Origin of the sequence: Pantoea sp. NGS-ED-1003, assembly GCF_000738765.1 — a bacterium.
Taxonomy (GTDB): Bacteria; Pseudomonadota; Gammaproteobacteria; order Enterobacterales; family Enterobacteriaceae; genus Pantoea; species Pantoea septica.
Window position 1 is genome coordinate 76736 of sequence record NZ_JPQA01000006.1, and the last position, 18681, is coordinate 95416.

At 61.1% G+C, this 18681-nt stretch carries 14 protein-coding genes and 1 pseudogene; 5 read left to right on the forward strand and 10 right to left on the reverse strand.

Features of this window, described 5'->3' with window-relative positions; genetic code table 11:
- Nucleotides 1-67 precede the first annotated feature (67 nt).
- Both JS46_RS13545 and JS46_RS22915 read right to left on the reverse strand, forming a co-directional pair.
- Nucleotides 68-1795 carry a penicillin-binding transpeptidase domain-containing protein gene (locus tag JS46_RS13545; RefSeq protein ID WP_033752143.1) on the reverse strand — a complete coding sequence of 576 codons (1728 nt, stop codon included), beginning with the start codon at nucleotides 1793-1795 and terminating at the stop codon, nucleotides 68-70.
- A 273-nt stretch (nucleotides 1796-2068) separates the two neighbouring features.
- Nucleotides 2069-4342: pseudogene (locus JS46_RS22915) on the reverse strand (molybdopterin guanine dinucleotide-containing S/N-oxide reductase).
- Nucleotides 4343-4520: 178 nt separating this feature from the next.
- Here JS46_RS22915 and galR point away from each other — a divergent pair.
- Nucleotides 4521-5522, forward strand: coding sequence for an HTH-type transcriptional regulator GalR (gene galR / locus JS46_RS13555; protein ID WP_033752146.1), 1002 nt, complete (start codon nucleotides 4521-4523; stop codon nucleotides 5520-5522).
- On the opposite strand, the gene JS46_RS13560 is transcribed toward galR, so the two are convergent.
- Together JS46_RS13560 and lysA are read right to left on the reverse strand one after the other, a co-directional pair.
- Entirely contained in the window at nucleotides 5519-5971 is a 453-nt protein-coding gene (locus tag JS46_RS13560) for a GNAT family N-acetyltransferase (RefSeq protein ID WP_033752149.1), read from the reverse strand. The genes galR and JS46_RS13560 overlap by 4 nt on opposite strands.
- A gap of 6 nt (nucleotides 5972-5977) precedes the next feature.
- A complete protein-coding gene (gene lysA / locus JS46_RS13565) occupies nucleotides 5978-7234 on the reverse strand; it encodes a diaminopimelate decarboxylase (protein ID WP_033752152.1) in 1257 nt (418 codons plus the stop codon).
- Nucleotides 7235-7332: 98 nt separating this feature from the next.
- Here lysA and JS46_RS13570 point away from each other — a divergent pair, with 98 nt between their 5' ends.
- Nucleotides 7333-8253 carry a LysR family transcriptional regulator gene (locus tag JS46_RS13570; RefSeq protein WP_033752541.1) on the forward strand — a complete coding sequence of 307 codons (921 nt, stop codon included), beginning with the start codon at nucleotides 7333-7335 and terminating at the stop codon, nucleotides 8251-8253.
- Here JS46_RS13570 and JS46_RS13575 read toward each other — a convergent pair.
- Nucleotides 8250-9413 (reverse strand): MFS transporter, encoded by a 1164-nt coding sequence (locus JS46_RS13575; RefSeq protein WP_033752155.1) that lies wholly within the window; start codon nucleotides 9411-9413, stop codon nucleotides 8250-8252. The two genes, JS46_RS13570 and JS46_RS13575, sit on opposite strands and share 4 nt — an antisense overlap.
- A gap of 355 nt (nucleotides 9414-9768) precedes the next feature.
- On the opposite strand from JS46_RS13575, the gene JS46_RS13580 reads away from it, so the two are divergent.
- Nucleotides 9769-10395 (forward strand): hypothetical protein, encoded by a 627-nt coding sequence (locus JS46_RS13580; RefSeq protein WP_033752157.1) that lies wholly within the window; start codon nucleotides 9769-9771, stop codon nucleotides 10393-10395.
- Nucleotides 10396-10824: 429 nt separating this feature from the next.
- Here JS46_RS13580 and lysS read toward each other — a convergent pair whose 3' ends face one another.
- The gene (gene lysS / locus JS46_RS13585) at nucleotides 10825-12345 is read right to left on the reverse strand and encodes a lysine--tRNA ligase (RefSeq protein ID WP_033752159.1); all 1521 of its coding nucleotides are present in this window, start codon (nucleotides 12343-12345) and stop codon (nucleotides 10825-10827) included.
- Between the two features lie 9 nt (nucleotides 12346-12354).
- Nucleotides 12355-13453, reverse strand: a protein-coding gene (prfB, locus tag JS46_RS13590; protein ID WP_152560705.1) for a peptide chain release factor 2 whose coding sequence is annotated in 2 segments (ribosomal slippage) — nucleotides 12355-13377 and nucleotides 13379-13453 — 1098 coding nt in all. Because the reading frame shifts where the segments join, the coding sequence is not laid out codon by codon here.
- Nucleotides 13454-13724: 271 nt separating this feature from the next.
- Between prfB and JS46_RS13595 the strand changes: the two genes are divergently transcribed.
- Entirely contained in the window at nucleotides 13725-14687 is a 963-nt protein-coding gene (locus tag JS46_RS13595; protein ID WP_152560708.1) for an Rpn family recombination-promoting nuclease/putative transposase, read from the forward strand.
- 5 nt (nucleotides 14688-14692) lie between these two features.
- Here JS46_RS13595 and recJ read toward each other — a convergent pair whose 3' ends face one another.
- Genes recJ through xerD form a run of 3 tightly spaced genes read right to left on the reverse strand, consistent with a single transcriptional unit; the run spans nucleotide 14693 to nucleotide 18091 of the window.
- The gene (recJ, locus tag JS46_RS13600) at nucleotides 14693-16426 is read right to left on the reverse strand and encodes a single-stranded-DNA-specific exonuclease RecJ (RefSeq protein ID WP_033752545.1); all 1734 of its coding nucleotides are present in this window, start codon (nucleotides 16424-16426) and stop codon (nucleotides 14693-14695) included.
- Nucleotides 16427-16432: 6 nt separating this feature from the next.
- A complete protein-coding gene (dsbC, locus tag JS46_RS13605) occupies nucleotides 16433-17143 on the reverse strand; it encodes a bifunctional protein-disulfide isomerase/oxidoreductase DsbC (protein ID WP_033752164.1) in 711 nt (236 codons plus the stop codon).
- A gap of 21 nt (nucleotides 17144-17164) precedes the next feature.
- Nucleotides 17165-18091 carry a site-specific tyrosine recombinase XerD gene (gene xerD / locus JS46_RS13610; protein WP_161801252.1) on the reverse strand — a complete coding sequence of 309 codons (927 nt, stop codon included), beginning with the start codon at nucleotides 18089-18091 and terminating at the stop codon, nucleotides 17165-17167.
- A 68-nt stretch (nucleotides 18092-18159) separates the two neighbouring features.
- Here xerD and fldB point away from each other — a divergent pair, with 68 nt between their 5' ends.
- Nucleotides 18160-18678, forward strand: coding sequence for a flavodoxin FldB (gene fldB, locus JS46_RS13615; RefSeq protein ID WP_033752170.1), 519 nt, complete (start codon nucleotides 18160-18162; stop codon nucleotides 18676-18678).
- Nucleotides 18679-18681 lie beyond the last annotated feature (3 nt).

Here is an 18681-nt window from a genome sequence, read left to right on the forward strand (position 1 = left end):
GCAACGGAATTCGGGGAAATGAAACCAGGTATGAATAAGTTCCATACCCGGTTACATACTGATTTTACTAAGATTTATCTGAAGGCTTATTATAGATAGCGTCCGGCGCGATATTCATATGCTTCAGCACCGGTCCCATAATATTGCCGAAGATCGGCGCGGCAACCGAGCCGCCGAAGTGATCGCCGGCGGTAGGATGGTTGATCATCACCACCAGCGCCACCTCTGGATGGCTGGCGGGCGCCACGCCGGCGGTGTAGTTGATATAGCCGCCGTCATATTTGCCGCTGTCGCCCATCTTCTCCGCGGTACCGGTTTTGGTCGCCAGCCGGTAGCCCGGCACCGCCGCTTTGATACCGGTGCCGCCAGGCAGCACGTCGCTCTCCAGCATATGCACCACCTCCTTCACCGTTTCCGGATTCGCCACCTGCTTGCCGAGCACCGGCGGCGTCACGCGGGTAATCGACAGCGGACGGTAAACGCCGAACGCGCCCAGCGTGGCATATTCACGTGCAATCTGCAGCGGCGTCACGCGCAGGCCATAGCCGAAGGAGAAGGTGGCGCGCTCGATATCGGCCCAGCGCTGACGGTGCGCCGGGAAGTAGCCGACGCTCTCGCCGGTCAGTCCCAGACCCGTCGGTTTGCCCAGGCCGAACGCCTGGTAGGTGTTGACCAGCGCCTCGGCGGGCATCGCCAGCGCGATATGGGAGACGCCGATGTCGCTCGATTTTTGCAAAATACCGGTCATGGTCAGGCGCGGCCAGTGGCCGACGTCGCGGATCAGGTGGCCGTTTACCCGATAGGGCGTGGTGTCGATCACTGAATCGGGGCGCACCAGATGGCGCTCCAGCCCTTCCATCACCACCAGCGGTTTCACCGTCGAACCCGGCTCGTAGCTGTCGTTGATCGCCGCGTTGCGCATCTGCGCCGGAGTGGCGCCGTCATAGTTGTTCGGGTTAAACGACGGATAAGAGGCCATGCCGAGAATTTCACCGGTATCGATCTTCACCAGCACCGCCGCGCCCGAATCCGCCTTGTTGAGCAGCACGCCGTCGCGCAGCTTGCTGTAGAGCGTGTACTGATCGAACTTGTCGATGCTGAGCTGCACCGTTGGCGGCTGCGTCGGCGGCGTATAGCTCAGCATGGAGATAATGTGGCCCGCGGCGTCCTGGCGATAAACCTCTTTGCCCGGCACGCCCTGCAGAATCTTGTCGTAGCCTTTTTCCAGCCCGTTCAGACCGCTATTGTCTGCGCCAACGATGCCGATCAGCGGCGCCGCCGCTTCGCTCATCGGGTAAAAGCGGCTATCGTCATAGACTTCGCTGATGCCTTTCAAATGCAGCTCGGCGATATCTTTGGCGATGCCAAGCTCGATCTTCCGCCCCAGATAGAGAAAGCGGCGTTTCGGATTGGCGGTGATCTGCGCGGCGATCTGCTCGGGCCGCATATTCAGCGCCGACGCCAGGTAGGCCCACTTGGCGCTAAGGAAGTCGGGATTCGCCTCCAGCACGCGCATGGGATCGGCGATAACGTCGCGCGACGGCACCGAGAGCGCCAGCGCTTCGCCGTTGCGATCCAGCAGGGTGCCGCGGTTGGTCGGCAGCGTAACGGTGCGCAGCGAGCGCTGATCCGCCTCATGCTCCAGCATCGGCTGATTCAGAAACTGCAGATCGGCGATGCGCGCCATCAGTATCACCATGCAGGTCAGCACGCCAAGGCAAATCAGGCGAAAACGAAACGGGTTAAACGGGGCTTTGATCTGGTCTTTTCCCAGTAGTTTTTTTATCCGGGGCATAGCAATCCGCTGCAAAGAAAAGTAAAAAAATATCCACGCGAGCAGTTATAAAGAAAGCGCTACGCCGTTAACAGGAAAACTGTGTATCAGTTCGTAATCGGCGCGCCAGGCAAAAAAAAACCTGCGCATCTGCGCAGGTCGGTGTAATCAAGAAAATCTATTGATGTTCACCCATCAATACCTCTGGGACCCTGACTGTAACAAGGCCGCGAGACGGGCTGCCATCACTCAAACGCAACAGTGTCCGGCAAAATGTAACCAGCCATGTGTTTGTTAAGCGATTTTGCAAACCGCATGTTTTTTGATGTCCACCAGGCAGCTCATGGCGTTGGGGCCCTGCGTCAGCGACGAGGTGCCGATATCCAGCGTCAGAACGTTGGGGTTGCCCGCACGGTCAAACGGCTGCCACTCCGCGCCGAAGCCGGGATCGAACCAGGCGCCGGTGGCGACGATGACCACGCCCGGCGTCAACCCGTCGGTCAGACGCACGCCCGCCAGCATCGCGCCGCGCGCGTTACGCACCTCAACAACCTCGCCGTCGGCAATGTCGCGCGCCGCTGCGTCCTGCGGATGCAGATAGAGCGTTTCATGGCCGGCGGTTTTGTTGCCCTGCACCGTCGGCGTGGCGTCAAGCTGGCTGTGCAGCCGATCTGAAGGCTGGATAGAGATCATATGCAGCGGGAACTGCTCGCTCAGCGCCGCCCCCAGCCACTCCTGAGGTTCGCGCCACTCCGGATGACCGGCGAAATCGGCCAGATCATAGTCGGCGATGGTCTGACTAAAGAGTTCGATCTTGCCGCTGGCGGTTTTGATCGGGTGTCGCACGGGATCGGCGCGGAAATCCTCCATAAAGATGTAGGGCTTGCCGCCTTCCGGGATCTCAACGAAGCCGCGCGACCAGAACTCGGCGAACTCCGGAAAGTCGATGCCCTTACGCGCATGCGCCGTCGCGCACTGCTGATAAAGGTGTTCAATCCACTGACGTTCGTCGCGTCCTTCGGTGAACTGCTGGCGATAGCCGAGGCGTTCGGCCAGATCGGCGAAAATATCGAAGTCGTTGCGCGCCTGATGCTGCGGCTTAATCGCCTGATGCATCGCCAGCACAAAACGGTCGCGCGAGGAGCCGCCGATATCGTTGCGCTCCAGCGTGGTGGTGGCGGGCAGGACGATATCCGCCATCTGCGCCGCCGGCGTCCAGACGATATCCTGCACCACCACGGTGTCGGGCTTCTGCCAGCCTTCGACCAGCCGGTTAAGCTGCTGATGATGGTGGAAAGGATTGCCGCCCGCCCAGTGCACCAGATGAATGTCGGGATAGGTCAGCGTCTCGCCCTGGAACGCGTAAGGCTGGCCGGGATTGAGCAGCATATCGCTGATGCGCGCCACCGGAATCGACAAGCCGGAAGGATTGGGGCCGGTCGCCATCAGCGGCGCCGGGCCGTCCTGACGCGGGTTGCCGACGCTGTTCATCGAACCGTGGCCGAACGAGAAGCCCGCGCCCGGCAGGCCGGGCTGGCCGAGCATCGACGAGAGCGCGATCATCATCCAGTAAGGCTGCTCGCCGCGATGGGCGCGCTGCACCGAGTAGGAGCAGGTAATAAAGCTGCGCTTGCCAGTCAGCTGTTCGGCCAGGCGCACGATGCGCTCCGGCGGGATGCCGGTGATGCGGCTCGCCCAGCCGGCGGTTTTGGCGACGCCGTCGCTTTCGCCCAGCAGGTAGGCGCGCAGCTGCGGCCAGCCGGTGCAGTGGCTGGCGAGAAACGCCTCGTCCACCGCGTTGCGCTGGGCGATCTCGTAGCCGAGCGCCAGCATCAGCGCCACGTCGGTATTAGGGCGAATCGGGATCCAGTCGGCGTTAACGAAATCAGGGCAGTCGTCGCGCATCGGGCTGATATTAATCACCGGCGTGCCTTTGGCCGCCAGCTGCTCCAGCGCCGGCTTCAGACTGTGCTGGCCTGCGCCGCCCGACGCCACCTGGGCGTTTTTCAGCGCCAGCCCGCCGAAGGCGACGAAGATTTCCGCATGCTCCACCACCTGCGGCCAGTCGGTGACGCGACCGGTCAGCGGCATATAGGTGCCGATCACATAGGGCAGGAAGAACTGCGCCGCGCCCCAGCTGTAGTTGCCCTACTGATCGACGCCGCCGCCGCCCTGAAAATAGAAGCGGCGCACCAGGGTGCGCGCATGGTTGACGCGGCCCGCCGACGACCAGCCGTAAGACCCGTTGAAAATGCCGGAGGCGCCGTAACGTTCGCGGACGCGGCGGTTTTCGTCCGCCACCAGATCCAGCGCGGTCTCCCAGTCGACTGCGACGAAATCTTCACGGCCGCGCAGCGTGCGGTCGCTGTTTTCGCGCGATTTCAGCCAGGAGCGGCGCACCATCGGCTGCCGAATACGTTTATCGGAATAGACCAGCTCGGGAATGGTGTTCAGCATCGGCGACGGATCGGGGTCGGCGAAGAACGGCTCGCAGCCGATCAGACGATCGTTTTCAGTCACGGCGCTGAACGCGCCCCAGTGCGCCAGATGTGGCACTCGCTTTTTCATGGTTTCTTTTACGGCAGGTAAGGGAAAAATGCAGGATACCACGCGACCCCGCGCCGGGTTAAGCCTGGAGTTTTCCCCCTTTTTGCGACGGCGCAGACATTCTGTCGGCTTGATACAGGCCGCCTTTTCCGTAACACTGCTGCCATGTGTAAACGTTTTCCCTAAAACAGGTCGAGGCATGGCTACGATTAAGGATGTTGCCAGACTGGCGGGTGTTTCCGTCGCGACGGTGTCCCGTGTGATTAATAATTCGCCTAAAGCCAGCGAAAGCTCGCGTCAGGCCGTCAGCCAGGCGATGGAGGAGCTGCAGTATCATCCTAACGCCAACGCGCGCGCCCTGGCGCAGCAGTCGACCGAAACCTTAGGCCTGGTGGTCGGCGACGTATCGGATCCTTTTTTCGGCGCAATGGTTAAGGCGGTTGATGAGATCGCCGGACAGACCGGCAACTTTTTGCTGATTGGTAACGGTTACCACAATGAGCAAAAAGAGCGGCAGGCGATTGAGCAGCTGATGCGCCACCGCTGCGCCGCGCTGGTGGTGCATGCGAAGAAAATCCCTGACGCCGAGCTGGAGCTGCTGATGAAGCAGATGCCGGGCATGGTGCTGCTGAACCGGCTGCTGAAAGGATTTGAACAGCGCTGTATCGCGCTTGACGATCGCTACGGCGCCTGGCTGGCGACGCGCCATCTTATTCAGCAGGGACATCAGAATATCGCCTTTATCTGCTCGACCCACCCGATTTCCGACTCCGAAGATCGCCTGCAGGGCTACTACGACGCGCTGAAAGAGCACGGCCTGCCCGCCAACGATCGGCTGGTGACCTTTGGCGAACCGGATGAAGTGGGCGGCGAGCAGGCGATGACCGAGCTGCTGGGACGCGGCCGCAGCTTTACCGCCGTGGCCTGCTATAACGATTCGATGGCCGCTGGCGCGCTGGCGGTGCTGAGCGATAACGGCGTGCGCGTGCCGGAAGAGATGTCGCTGATCGGCTTCGATGACGTGCTGGTGTCGCGCTATGTGCGCCCGCGCCTGACCACGGTGCGCTATCCTATCGTCACCATGGCGCAGCAGGCGGCGGAGCTGGCGTTAGCCCTGGCCCATGCGCAGCCGCTGCCGGAGGTGACCAATATGTTTAGCCCGACGCTGGTACGGCGCCATTCGGTGAGCGGGCCAGGTTAAAGCTCGCGCCGGTAGAGCCTGACCTTTTTATCGGGATAGTCCAGCGCCTCGCCCGCCGGCGTCCAGCCGCAGCGTTCGTAATAGCCGCCGAAAGTCGACCAGAGCCACAGGCTAGGGTGGCCGCGCTGCCGCGCATAGTCGATCACATGCTGCTGCAGCGCCGCGCTCAGGCCGGTTCCGCGCGCGCTTTCATCGACGTAGAGCGCGGCGAGCCAGGGAAAGAGATCCTGGCGGCTAATCAGATCGCAGCGCCAGAAGCCCACCGTGCCCACCGCCCTGCCCGCGTCGTCGACCGCGACGAAAGTGACGGGAAACGCCGCTCCATGCAGCGAGCTCTCCACTACGCTGGCCATAAAGTCGCGTCCGTTCTCCGCGTCAAAGGCGCGCCACAGCCAGTCGATCACCTGTTCGGCGAACTGCGGGGCGTCGCGCAAAGAGAAGATCTTCATCGCGCCTTAGCCCAGCTCAAGCGCCAGCAGCTCCTGAATGGTCTGCGCGCGGCGGATTTCACGCGGTTCGCCCTGCTCGAACAGCACTTCCGGGATCAGCGGGCGGCTGTTGTAGTTTGAGGACATCGAGGCGCCGTAAGCGCCGGTATCGTGAAACACCAGATAGTCCCCCACCTGCGCCGCCGGCAGCGCGCGCGTTTCTACCTTGCCGCCTTCCTGCTGGGTAAAGACGTCGCCCGACTCGCACAGCGGCCCGGCAACCACGGTATCGATGCACTTTTGCTCGTCGATAGCGCGACCGTCGCCCGGCAGCAGCGAAATATGGTGATAGCTGCCGTACATTGAGGGACGCATCAGATCGCTGAAGCCCGCATCCACCAGCACAAAGTGGCGGCTGCCCATCGCTTTCACCGCGCGCACCTGCGATACCAGCACGCCCGCCTCGGCAACCAGGAAACGGCCCGGCTCGATCTCCAGCTTAACTGCGTGGCCGAGGTGAGCGGCGATACGCTGACGCGCCGCGTCCCACAAACCGAAATAGTGCGCGGTGTCGATCGCCTCTTCGCCGAAGCGATAAGGAATAGAGAGCCCGCCGCCCGCCGAAATCGCCTCAAGGTCGTGGCCGAGCGCGATCACCTGCTCCACCATCGCGTCGCACACCTGCTGCAGGTGGCCGTAATCGACGCCGGAGCCGATATGCATATGCAGTCCAGTCAGGCGCAGCCCGTAGGTTTTAATCGCCGCCAGCGCCTGCGGCAGTTCGCTGTGCCAGATGCCGTGCTTGCTGTTTTCGCCGCCGGTATTGGTTTTCTGACTGTGGCCGTGGCCGAAACCGGGGTTGATGCGCAGCCATACCGCGTGGCCTGGCGAAACCTGGCCCAGCTGGTGCAGCATATCCACCGAGCCGGCGTTCACCGGCACCTTGAGTTCGGCAATGCGCGCCAGCGTCGGCCGGTCGAATACGTCGGCGGTAAACACGATATCCTCGCCGCCCGGCTGAAAGCCCGCCGCCAGCGCGCGTTCGATTTCGCCAAGCGACACGGAGTCGACTTTGACGCCCGCCGCGCGCATCAGACGCAAAATATGAATGTTTGAGCAGGCTTTCTGCGCAAAGCGCACCACGTCGAAGGCGCGCAGCTGTTCGATACGCTGCTGAATAATCTGGGCGTCATAGGCCCAGAATGGGCCATTATACTGCTGCGCCAGCGGCAGCAGCTGCGCGGCGTTAAGCGCGGTGGTGTGGTCGGTTAAGGCGCGTGGCATAAGCATTCTCCTGTGAGTTGCTCCTATTAGGCCAGACGCGTGCCATGCAGAAAAATATCTGTTTTAATAGCTTCTATGCAAAATGGATATGGCAGCATATGGCGAAAATCAACTGGCGGCATATAGAGATTTTTCATGCGGTGATGACCAGCGGCAATCTGACGCAGGCCGCCGCGCTGTTAAACACCTCGCAGCCTACCGTTAGCCGCGAACTGGCGCGGCTGGAAAAGCAGCTCGGCCTGCGGCTCTTCGCGCGCGTGCGCGGTCGGCTGCAGCCCACGGTGCAGGGTCTGCGGCTGTTCGAAGAGGTGCAGCGCTCATGGTACGGGCTGGATCGCATTATGGAAGCCGCCGACGGGCTGCGTCAGTTCCGTCAGGGCGAACTGTCGGTCGCCTGCCTGCCGGTCTTTTCGCAGTCGCTGCTGCCGCCGCTGGTGCAGCCTTTTATGCAGCGCTATCCCGACGTCAGCCTGAATATTATTCCGCAGGAGTCGCCGCTGCTGGAGGAGTGGCTGTCGGCGCAGCGCTACGATCTCGGCCTGACCGAAACCCAGCATGCGCCCGCCGGCACGGAGCGGCTGCCGCTGCTGACCTGCGACGAGGTCTGCGTACTGCCGCAGGATCATCCGCTTTGCGCGCGCGCGGTGCTGACGCCGCAGGATTTCGCCGGAGAGAACTACGTCAGCCTGTCGCGTGCCGACAGCTATCGTCAGCTGCTGGATACGCTGTTTCATGAGCAGGGCGTGGAGCGCAGGCTGGCGCTGGAGACGCACAGCGCGGCGTCGGTGTGCGCCATGGTGCGCGCAGGCGTGGGCATTTCAGTGGTGAATCCGCTGACGGCGCTCGACTATGCCGACAGCGGCGTGGTTATGCGCCGCTTCAGCGTCGCAGTGCCCTTTACCGTGAGCCTGGTGCGGCCGCTGCACCGCCCCGCGTCGGCGCTGGTGGCGGCCTTTATCGACCACCTGCAAGCGCAGGTGGCCGATTTTCCTCAGCGCATCGCCGAACGGCTGGCTTAAGCGCGCACTGCGGCGGCGTTGCCGCCCGATTTACGGAAGGTGATCAGGCAAATAATCAGGCCAATAGCGGCCAGCGCGGCGGCGGCCACCGGCACGGCGGTCAGGCCGTAGCCTCGACCGATCACCGCGCCGCCGACCCATGCGCCCAGCGCGTTGCCGACGTTAAAGGCAGAGATATTCAGGGTCGAGACCAGATTCGGCGCCTCTTTGCCGTGGCGCACCACGTTGATCTGCAGGCCCGGCACGGTGGCGAACGTCGCCATCGCCCACAGGAACAGCGTCACCTCCGCCAGCCACAGCGCATGGCTGGTCCAGCTAAACAGCAGCGAGAAGATGGCGATCAGCGAGAAGCTTAAAATCAGGCTGAAGGAGACCTTCCAGTCCGCCAGCTTGCCGCCGAGAATATTGCCGACGGTCAGACCGGCGCCGATCAGGAACAGCGTCCAGCTGACGCCGCGCGCGCTGATGCCGGTCACCTGCAGCAGCAGCGGCGCGATATAGCTGAACAGCGCGAACATCGCCGCGGCGAAGAATACCGTCATCAGCAGCGAAAGCCACAGTTTGCCGTTGGCCAGCGCGCTGATTTCGCTCGCCAGATGCACCGGCTTCTCTTCTTTATTGGTGGGCAGGCTGACAATCAGCGCGATAAAGGCGAGTACGCCGATAATGGCGACGCCCCAGAAGGTGGCGCGCCAGCCGAACAGCTGACCAAACCAGGTGCCGAGCGGTACGCCGAGCACGTTCGCCAGCGTCAGGCCGGTGAACATCAGCGCCACCGCAGACGCCTGACGGCCCGGCGCCACCAGGCTCGACGCTACCACTGCGCCGATGCCGAAGAAGGCGCCGTGACAGAGCGCGGTAATCACGCGGGCCATCATTAGCAGGTTGTAGGTGTAGGCGAGCGCGCAGAGCACATTACCGATAATAAAGATGATCATCAGCAGGATAAGTGTCTTTTTACGCGGCAGCTTTGCGGTTAACAGCGCCATAATCGGCGCGCCGATGGCGACGCCCAGCGCATAGCCGCTAATCAGCCAGCCCGCTGACGGGATCGAGACCTGCAGATCGCCCGCCACGTCGGGCAGCAGGCCCATAATGACGAACTCGGTGGTTCCAATCGCAAACGCACTCAGCGCCAGCGCCAGTAAAGCAACAGGCATAACACACTCTCCCAATCGATATGCAGGTGAACGCCGCAGCGGACGCCGGGCGCGGACGGTTATAAAAATTTGAACTTCGTCACGGTGAGTATTAAATCATAGCCGTCAGCTTGCATACACCCTGCGTGCGGCAAGGATCTTTTGCCGCAGACGCAATAATGGCGCGCCGTACGCGTGATGGAATCTTAACAATCCCCTTCTCTTTTACGCGCTACGCTTGATGGTAAGCGCCAGGCGCGTGGCGCGAAGGCGCGCTTTGCGTGTGGATTCAATCAGGTAAAGGAATGGCGCGTGCTGCCGATACCCCAGTTGCCCTATCCGGTAATGTGAAGCCATTCTTATGCGGGGAGAGAATATGCAGCGGCTAATCGCCCTGACGGCGCTCTGTCTCAGCGGCTGCTCCGTCGGCCACTACGAGTACAGCAGCGAAGCGCAAAAGCGCGTCGATATGACCTATACCGGCATTCCCACCGCGCTCGGTCTGGGGACGCTGGGCACGACGATTCCGCTGACGGCGGAGTACAGCCTGACCGCCGCGCACGTCGCCAAATTTTCGCTCTATCGCGTTAAGGCCTGGCATCCAGAGTGCGATATCGCCGTGGTGTACCACAAGAATGCCGAAGCGAATTTGCCGCCGCGTTTTCGCAACAGCCGCATCGGCGACAAGGTGAATCTTTACGGCTATAGCTTTATTAGCGCGATGCCGGTCAGCTCCAGCGGCGAGAACCTGATTAATACCTCGCTGGCGAATAGCTGGAACAAGGCGCAGTGCGTGGTGGTGGCGGCCAGTGCGGGCGTGGTGAAAGGCATGTCGGGCGGCGCGGTCTATAACGCGTCGGACGATACCCTGGCGGGCGTGATTGTCGGCTACAGCAGCCGCATTGATGATAACCAGAGTGGGAAGACGCTCTATCACGACGTCGCGCTCTATGTGCCCTATGCGCGTTTTGAGGCCTGGCTGAACGGCGTGGTGAAGTCCTGACCGCCTGCTCAGAAGCCATGGCACGGTAAGTAGCGTCCGAAGAGCAAAGCGTCCCGCGACAGGGATGTCGCGGGCCGAGCGCGCTGGGATGCCTTGAGCGACTTTGCGATCGGACGCTACTCGCCGTGCTAGCGCAAAGCCCAAAGAAAAAGGCCGGAATATCCGGCCTTAGTGGCTGTTAGCTTGATGCTGACGCGGCTGGCAGGGCCAGATCGCAAAGACGCAAGAAGCGGCATCCCTGCCAGCTCGGCCCGCACAATTACGCACCTCATCCCTGAAGTGCGCCCGTAAACGGGCCAACGCGCCGCGTTGTTCAAAAACGCTCCCTGCGTTTTTGTCCCTGTCGTGGGACGCTTTGCTCATCTGGCCCTGCCAGCCGCGTTTCAGGCTTAGGCGTTGCTGAAAAACCTGTTAGCAGCTGGTTATTAATTACTTCGCGGTCGGACGCAGCGCCGGGAACAGGATCACGTCGCGGATGGTATGGCTGTTGGTGAACAGCATGACCATGCGGTCGATGCCGATGCCCAGACCCGCCGTCGGCGGCAGACCGTGCTCCAGCGCCGTCACGTAATCTTCGTCGTAGAACATCGCTTCGTCGTCGCCTGCGTCTTTGGCGTTGACCTGCTGCTGGAAACGCTCCGCCTGGTCTTCCGCGTCGTTCAGCTCGGAAAAGCCGTTGCCGATTTCGCGGCCGCCGATAAAGAACTCAAAGCGATCGGTGATTTCCGGGTTCTCGTCGTTGCGGCGCGCCAGCGGCGACACCTCCGCCGGGTACTCGGTGATAAAGGTCGGCTGAATCAGATGCGCTTCCGCCGTCTCTTCAAAAATCTCCGTCACTACGCGGCCCAGACCCCAGCTCTTCTCGACCTTGATGCCGATAGACTGCGCAATCGCCACCGCTTTATCGAAATCATCCAGATCCGCCAGATCGGTTTCCGGGCGGTACTTTTTGATCGCTTCGCGCATGGTCAGCTGCTCAAACGGCTTGCCGAAATCGAACTCCTGGTCGCCGTAAGGCACTTTTGTGGTGCCGAGAACGTCCTGCGCCAGCGTGCGGAACAGGCTTTCGGTAAGCTCGATCAGGTCTTTGTAGTCCGCATAGGCCATATAGAGTTCCATCATGGTGAACTCAGGGTTATGGCGCGGCGAGATGCCTTCGTTGCGGAAGTTGCGGTTGATCTCGAATACGCGATCAAAGCCGCCGACCACCAGACGCTTCAGGTAGAGTTCCGGCGCGATACGCAGATACATATCGATATCGAGCGCGTTGTGATGGGTGATAAAAGGACGCGCAGAGGCGCCGCCCGGGATCACCTGCATCATCGGCGTTTCGACTTCCATAAAGTCGCGGCCGACCATGAACTGGCGGATACCTGCCATGATCTGCGAGCGAATTTTAAAGGTGTTGCGCGACTCGTCGTTGGCGATAAGGTCCAGATAGCGCTGACGGTAGCGAGTTTCCTGATCGGCCAGTCCGTGGAATTTGTCCGGCAGCGGACGCAGCGCTTTGGTCAGCAGGCGCAGTTCGTGACAGTGGATCGACAGCTCGCCAGTTTTGGTTTTGAACAGCTTGCCGCGCGCGCCGAGGATATCGCCGAGATCCCACTTTTTGAACTGCTCGTTATAAATGCCTTCCGCCAGATCGTCGCGCGCCACGTAAAGCTGAATGCGGCCGCCCACGTCCTGCAGCGTCACGAACGACGCCTTGCCCATAATGCGGCGGGTCATCATACGACCAGCGACGCTGACCTCAACGCCTAAATCTTCCAGCTCTTCGTTGCTCTTCTCGTCATACTGCGCGTGCAGCGCGTCCGAGGTGGTGTCCCGGCGGAAATCGTTAGGAAACGCCACGCCGTTTTCACGCAGCGCGCTGAGTTTTTCGCGACGCGTTTTCAGTTCGTTATTTAACTCAAGGGCGGCATCAGCGCTCTGCGGTTGTTGTTCAGACATGTCGGTTCCTTATAGCCCTGCTTTTAAACTTGCTTCGATAAAACGGTCGAGATCGCCATCCAGCACCGCCTGGGTGTTGCGGGTTTCAACGCCGGTGCGCAGATCTTTGATGCGGGAGTCGTCCAGCACATAGGAGCGGATCTGGCTGCCCCAGCCGATGTCGGACTTGTTGTTTTCCAGCGCCTGCTTCTCAGCATTTTTCTTTTGCATCTCAAGCTCGTACAGCTTCGCCTTCATCTGTTTCATCGCCTGATCTTTGTTTTTATGCTGAGAGCGATCGTTCTGACACTGCGTCACCGTGCCGGTGGGAATATGGGTGATACGCACCGCCGATTCCGTACGGTTAACGTGCTGACCGCCCGCGCCCGACGCGCGGTAGACGTCAATGCGCAGATCCGCTGGGTTGATGTCGATATCGATATCGTCATCCACTTCCGGATAGATAAACGCAGAGCTGAATGAGGTGTGGCGGCGGCCGCCGGAGTCAAACGGACTCTTACGCACCAGGCGATGCACGCCGGTTTCGGTACGCAGCCAGCCAAAGGCGTAGTCGCCTGAGACGCGAATCGTTACGGACTTGATGCCCGCCACTTCGCCTTCTGACTCTTCAATAATTTCGGTTTTAAAACCTTTGGATTCGGCCCAGCGCAGATACATACGCATCAGCATACTGGCCCAGTCCTGCGCTTCGGTGCCGCCGGAACCTGCCTGCAGATCGATATAGCAGTCGGCGCTGTCATATTCGCCAGAGAACATGCGGCGGAATTCCAGCTCGCCCAGTTTGCTTTCCAGCGTATCGAGCTCAGCGACCGCTTCGTCGAATGTCTCTTCGTCTTCGGCTTCTACGGCAAGCTCAAGCAGACCCTGCACATCTTCCAGGCCCTGCGACATCTGATCCAGGGTCTGCACGATCGCCTCCAGCGACGAGCGCTCTTTGCCCAGCGCCTGAGCGCGTTCAGGCTCGTTCCAGACGTCTGGCTGCTCCAGTTCGGCGTTTACTTCTTCGAGGCGTTCTTTCTTGGCATCGTAGTCAAAGATACCCCCTAAGAACGGCGCTGCGCTCGGTGAGGTCCTGGATGCGGTTTTTAACCGGATTAATTTCAAACATGGCTTCGGGTCTTTTCGCTGAATGTCGGGATGGAAACCCCGCAGTCTAACTGAAATAGCCGTGAGATTGTAGGGTTTCAGTCGCGCGCCGACAGCAGCAGCGGCCGGCGAAATGTGCGGCGCGGCGCGTGCTTTTATGGGATGGACAGGCACAGCGCAGTCCGCGCTGTGCAGTGCGCCGCACGGATGACGTTTACTCTCTCTCCCCGCCACCGCTGCTGAAAGGATGGTGCTAGCCTGGGCGCTACAGGAGCGAAAACAAAGGGACGATGATGACAGCAAAAAAAAGCGCCACGCCGCACGACGTAGTATTCAAAACCTTTCTTACCCATGCGCATACCGCGCGCGACTTTTTAGCGCTGCACTTGCCCGACTGGCTGCTGCGCATCTGCGATCTCTCGACCCTGCACCTGACCTCTGGCAGTTTTATCGAAGAAGATCTGCGCGCTTACTACAGCGACATCCTCTACTCGCTACAAACCATAGGAAAAAAAGGCTATGTCTACGTCCTCATCGAACATCAAAGCTCGCCGGACCGGCTGATGGCATTCCGGCTGATGCGTTACGCCGTCGCGGTGATGCAGCGCCATCTGGATGCGGGTCATCGTCATCTGCCGCTGGTGATCCCGCTGCTCTTCTATCACGGCAAACAACGTCCCTGGCCTTTCAGCATGCGCTGGACCGCGCTTTTCAGCGAGCCGGAACTGGCCGCGCGCCTCTATGGCGGCCCCTTTCCGCTGGTCGACGTTACCGTTATCGCCGACAGCGAGATTGCGCGTCATCGCAGTATGGCGGCACTGACGCTGCTGCAGAAACATATTCGCCAGCGTGATCTCACCGAGTTGTTTGAGCAGCTGATGACGCTTATGCTGCAAGATTCAGTGAGCCGCAAACAGCGGCTGGCGCTGATTAACTATATGATTCAGGCGGGCGAAGCGCCGCAGGCGAAAAGCTTTATTGAGCAGCTGGCGCGGCGCGTGCCGCAGCAAAAGGAGGAACTGATGACGATTGCAGAACAGCTTAAGCAAATGGGACGCGAGCAGGGCCTTAGCGAAGGCCGTCACGAAGGCCTTGCAAAGGGCCGCAATGAAGGCCTTGCCGAGGGACGCAATAAAGGCCAGCGCGAGGCGACGCTGGCGATTGCGCGCAATATGCTGGCCAGAGGAATCGACCTGAAGCTGGTGCAGGAAGTGACCGGGCTGTCGGCGGCGGATCTGCAGCAGATCCGTCACTAAGAGCGTTAACTCAGCGGCCAGAGGTGATCGATAATCAGCTGCACCGAGCGATTGCCACGGTATTCGTTGATATCGAGCTTAAAGGCCAGCTCGACCTGACGCACGCTGTTGTCGGGCCACAGGGTGGTATCGACGTTAAAAGCGATGCCGTCGATCAGCGGGCCGCCGCCGAGCGGCTCCAGCATCACTTTCAGATGCCGCTCGCCCACCAGCCGCTGCTGCAGCAGCTTAAACTTGCCGTCGAAAGCGGGCTCGGGAAACGCCTGTCCCCAGGGGCCCGCTTCGCGCAGCAGTTCGGCGGTCTGCAAACTGAATTCGCCCGGCTGCAGCGCGCCGTCTGACCAGATAACGCTCTGCAGCGACTCTTCGCTCAGCCACTCGCCCAGCAGGTCGGCGAAGCGCTGGCGAAACGCCTCAAACTGCGTCTCTTCCAGCGACAGGCCCGCCGCCATGGCGTGTCCGCCGAACTTTAGCATCATGCCGGGATAGAGCGTATCGAGTCGCTCCAGCGCGTCGCGCAGGTGCAGACCGGGAATCGACCGTCCAGAGCCTTTTAGCGTGCCGTCGCCCGCAGGCGCGAACGCGATAACCGGACGATAAAAGCGCTCTTTCAGCCGCGAGGCGAGAATGCCCACCACGCCCTGATGCCATTCGGGATGGTAGAAAGCCAGCCCCAGCGGCAAATCGGTCTGCTTACGCTCCAGCTCCATGCAGAGCGCCAGCGCCTCGCTCTGCATGCCCTGCTCAATCTCTTTGCGCGTCTGATTGAGCGCATCGAGTTCGTTGGCCAGCATTCGCGCCTGGGTAATGTCGTCAGTAAGCAGCAGCGCGACGCCGACCGACATATCGTCGAGCCGCCCCGCCGCATTCAGGCGCGGACCAAGGGCGAAACCGAGATCGCTCGCCACCAGCTGGCGCGCGTCGCGATTGGCGATCTCCAGCAGCGCGCGAATGCCGGGACGGCATTTTCCGGCGCGAATGCGGCTCAGCCCCTGCCACACCAGGATGCGGTTATTGACGTCGAGCGGCACCACGTCGGCGACGGTGCCGAGCGCCACCAGATCCAGCAGCTCCGCCAGATTCGGCTCCGCGCGCGTGGCGCCGAACCAGCCCAGCTTACGCAGATGCGCGCGCAGCGCCATCATTAGGTAGAAGGCGACGCCGACGCCCGCCAGCGCGCGCGACGGGAATTCGCAGTCGCGCAGGTTGGGGTTCACTATCGCTTCCGCCTCAGGCAGGGTGTCGCCAGGCAGATGGTGATCGGTGACCAGCACCGGAATGCCGTGCTGATGGGCGCAGGCGACGCCGCTATGGGACGAGATGCCGTTATCCACCGTCAGGATCAGCTGCGCGCCGCGCGCGCGCGCCTGCTCCACCACTTCCGGACTCAGGCCGTAGCCGTCGTCGAAGCGGTTAGGCACCAGATACTGCACGTTGTGGCCGCCCATGCTGCGCAGCGCCAACACCGTTAGCGCGGTGCTGGTGGCGCCGTCGGCGTCGAAATCGCCCACCACCATAATGCGGCGTCCGTCGAGCAGCGCCTGATGCAGCAGCTCGACCGCCGCATCCAGCCCGTTGAGCGAGGAGAACGGCAGCAGATGCTTCGCGCCGCGCTCCAGCTCAGCCGCGCTGCGCACGCCGCGCTGCAGATAGAGACGTTTAAGCAGCGGCGGAAGATCTGCTGGGAGCTGATCCTCGACGCCGATCTCGCGCCGCCGCAGTTCTACTGTTTTAATCACTGCCAATTAGCCACCGCGCTTCTGCTGATCCAACACCTGCTTCAGCTCCTGCGGCCCCTGATAGCCCGGGATCATCATGCCGGAGTCGGTCAGGATCGCCGGGGTGCCCTGGATGCCGTAAAGAATGCCCAGCTTGTAGTGCTGGTCGAGATCGATCTTGCAGCTGTCTGGCGCGCTCATCTGCGGCGCGTTGCCCTTCATCGCTTCGTCGAACGCTTTGTTGCGATCGGCGGCGCACCAGATCGCCTTCATGGCGTTTTCCACCTGGCCGTGCAGCCCTTCACGCGGGAAGGCGAGATAGCGCACCGTGATGCCCAGCGCGTTGTAGTCAGCCATCTGCTCATGCAGCTTGCGGCAATAGCCGCAGGTGATGTCGGTGAAAACGGTAATGACGTGCTGCTCTTTCGCCGCTTTATAGACGATCATCTGCGGCGCCAGCGCCTCGACCTTTTTGTCGAGCAGCTGATTGGTGACGTTGACCGGCTGCGCGCCGCTAACATCGTAGAGCGGGCCCTGAATCATATGCTTGCCGTCTTCGGTAACGTAAATCACGCCGCTTTCCGTCAGCACGGTTTTAAATCCCGGCAGCGGCGACGGCACGATTTCCGTCTGCTTCAGTCCCAGCTTTTTCAGCGACTGCAGGATCGCGCCGTCATCGGCCTGAGCTACGCTGCTGAAGGCGCCAGCCAACAGGGCCAGCAGGAGAAATTTCTTCATCTTCTTTCCTTAATGTCCGCGTCAGGCGCGCGGATGATGCTGTTGATGCAACTGACGCAGCCGCTCGGTCGCGACGTGCGTATAAATTTGCGTGGTAGAGAGATCGCTGTGTCCCAGCAACATCTGTACGACACGCAGGTCGGCGCCGTGGTTCAACAAATGGGTGGCGAAGGCGTGCCGCAGCACGTGCGGCGACAGTTTTTCGCTGTCGATGCCCGCCAGCACGGCGTAGTGCTTGATGCGATGCCAGAAGGTCTGGCGCGTCATCTGCTGCGCGCGGCTGCTGGGAAACAGCACGTCCAGCGTCTGCCCGTTGAGCAGCCAAGGGCGGCCGTGTTCAAGGTAGTGCTCCAGCCAGTAAACGGCCTCTTCGCCCAGCGGCACCAGACGCTCTTTATTGCCTTTGCCGATAACGCGCACCACGCCCTGGCGCAGGCTGACGTCGCTCAGGGTCAGGCCGACCAGTTCAGAGACGCGCAGTCCGGTGGCGTAGAGCAGTTCCAGCATCGCCTTGTCGCGCAGCTCCAGCGGAATATCGGTGCTGGGCGCCTGCAGCAGTCGTTCCACCTGCGCTTCGCTGAGATCTTTCGGCAGCCGCTGCGGCAGCTTCGGCGCGGCCAGCAGCGTGCTGGGATCGTCGCTGCGCAGCTTCTCGCGGTAGAGATACTGAAAAATGCGGCGCATGGCGCTGAGCAGCCGTGCCGAACTGCTGGCTTTATAGCCGCCTTCCAGCCGTTCGGCGAGAAACTGCTGCAAATCCTCGGCCTGCAGCGTCAGCAGCGTCAGCCCGCGATGCGTCAGCCAGTCGGTCAGGGTTTTTAAATCCTGACGATACGAGGACAAGGTATTTTGCGCCAGATTGCGTTCAATCCAGAGCGCATCCAGAAACTGTTCTGTCAGGTCGCTGTCTTGCACGGTATCCCCGCCTTGAGGTGAAATCGTGCTCATTATGCCTGAATCCGCCCTGCTTCTGATACAATTGCGCCAAAGTCAGTCTTAATCCGAGCATTATCTGCATGAAAATTGGTCTTTTTTACGGCTCAAGCACCTGCTATACCGAAATGGCCGCAGAGAAAATCCGCGACTTTATCGGCGCTGAGCTGGTCACGCTGCACAACGTGAAAGATGACGATCCGCTGCTGATGGAGCAGTACGACCTGCTGATTTTAGGCATCCCTACCTGGGATTTCGGCGAGCTGCAGGAGGACTGGGAAGCGATCTGGCCGCAGCTGTCGACGCTCAACCTGCGCGGAAAAATCGTCGCGCTCTACGGCATGGGCGACCAGCTTGGCTATGGCGAATGGTTTCTCGACGCGCTGGGCATGCTGCATGAGCTGCTGCAGCCGATGGGCGTGAAGTTCGTCGGCTACTGGCCGCTGGAAGGTTATGAATTTACCAGCCCGCGTCCGCTTAGCGCCGACGGCACGCAGTTCGTCGGCCTGGCGCTGGACGACGTGAATCAGTTCGACGTCACCGACGAGCGTATCGAGCAGTGGTGCGAGCAGATCCTGACCGAGACCGCCGCGCTGCTGTAGCGC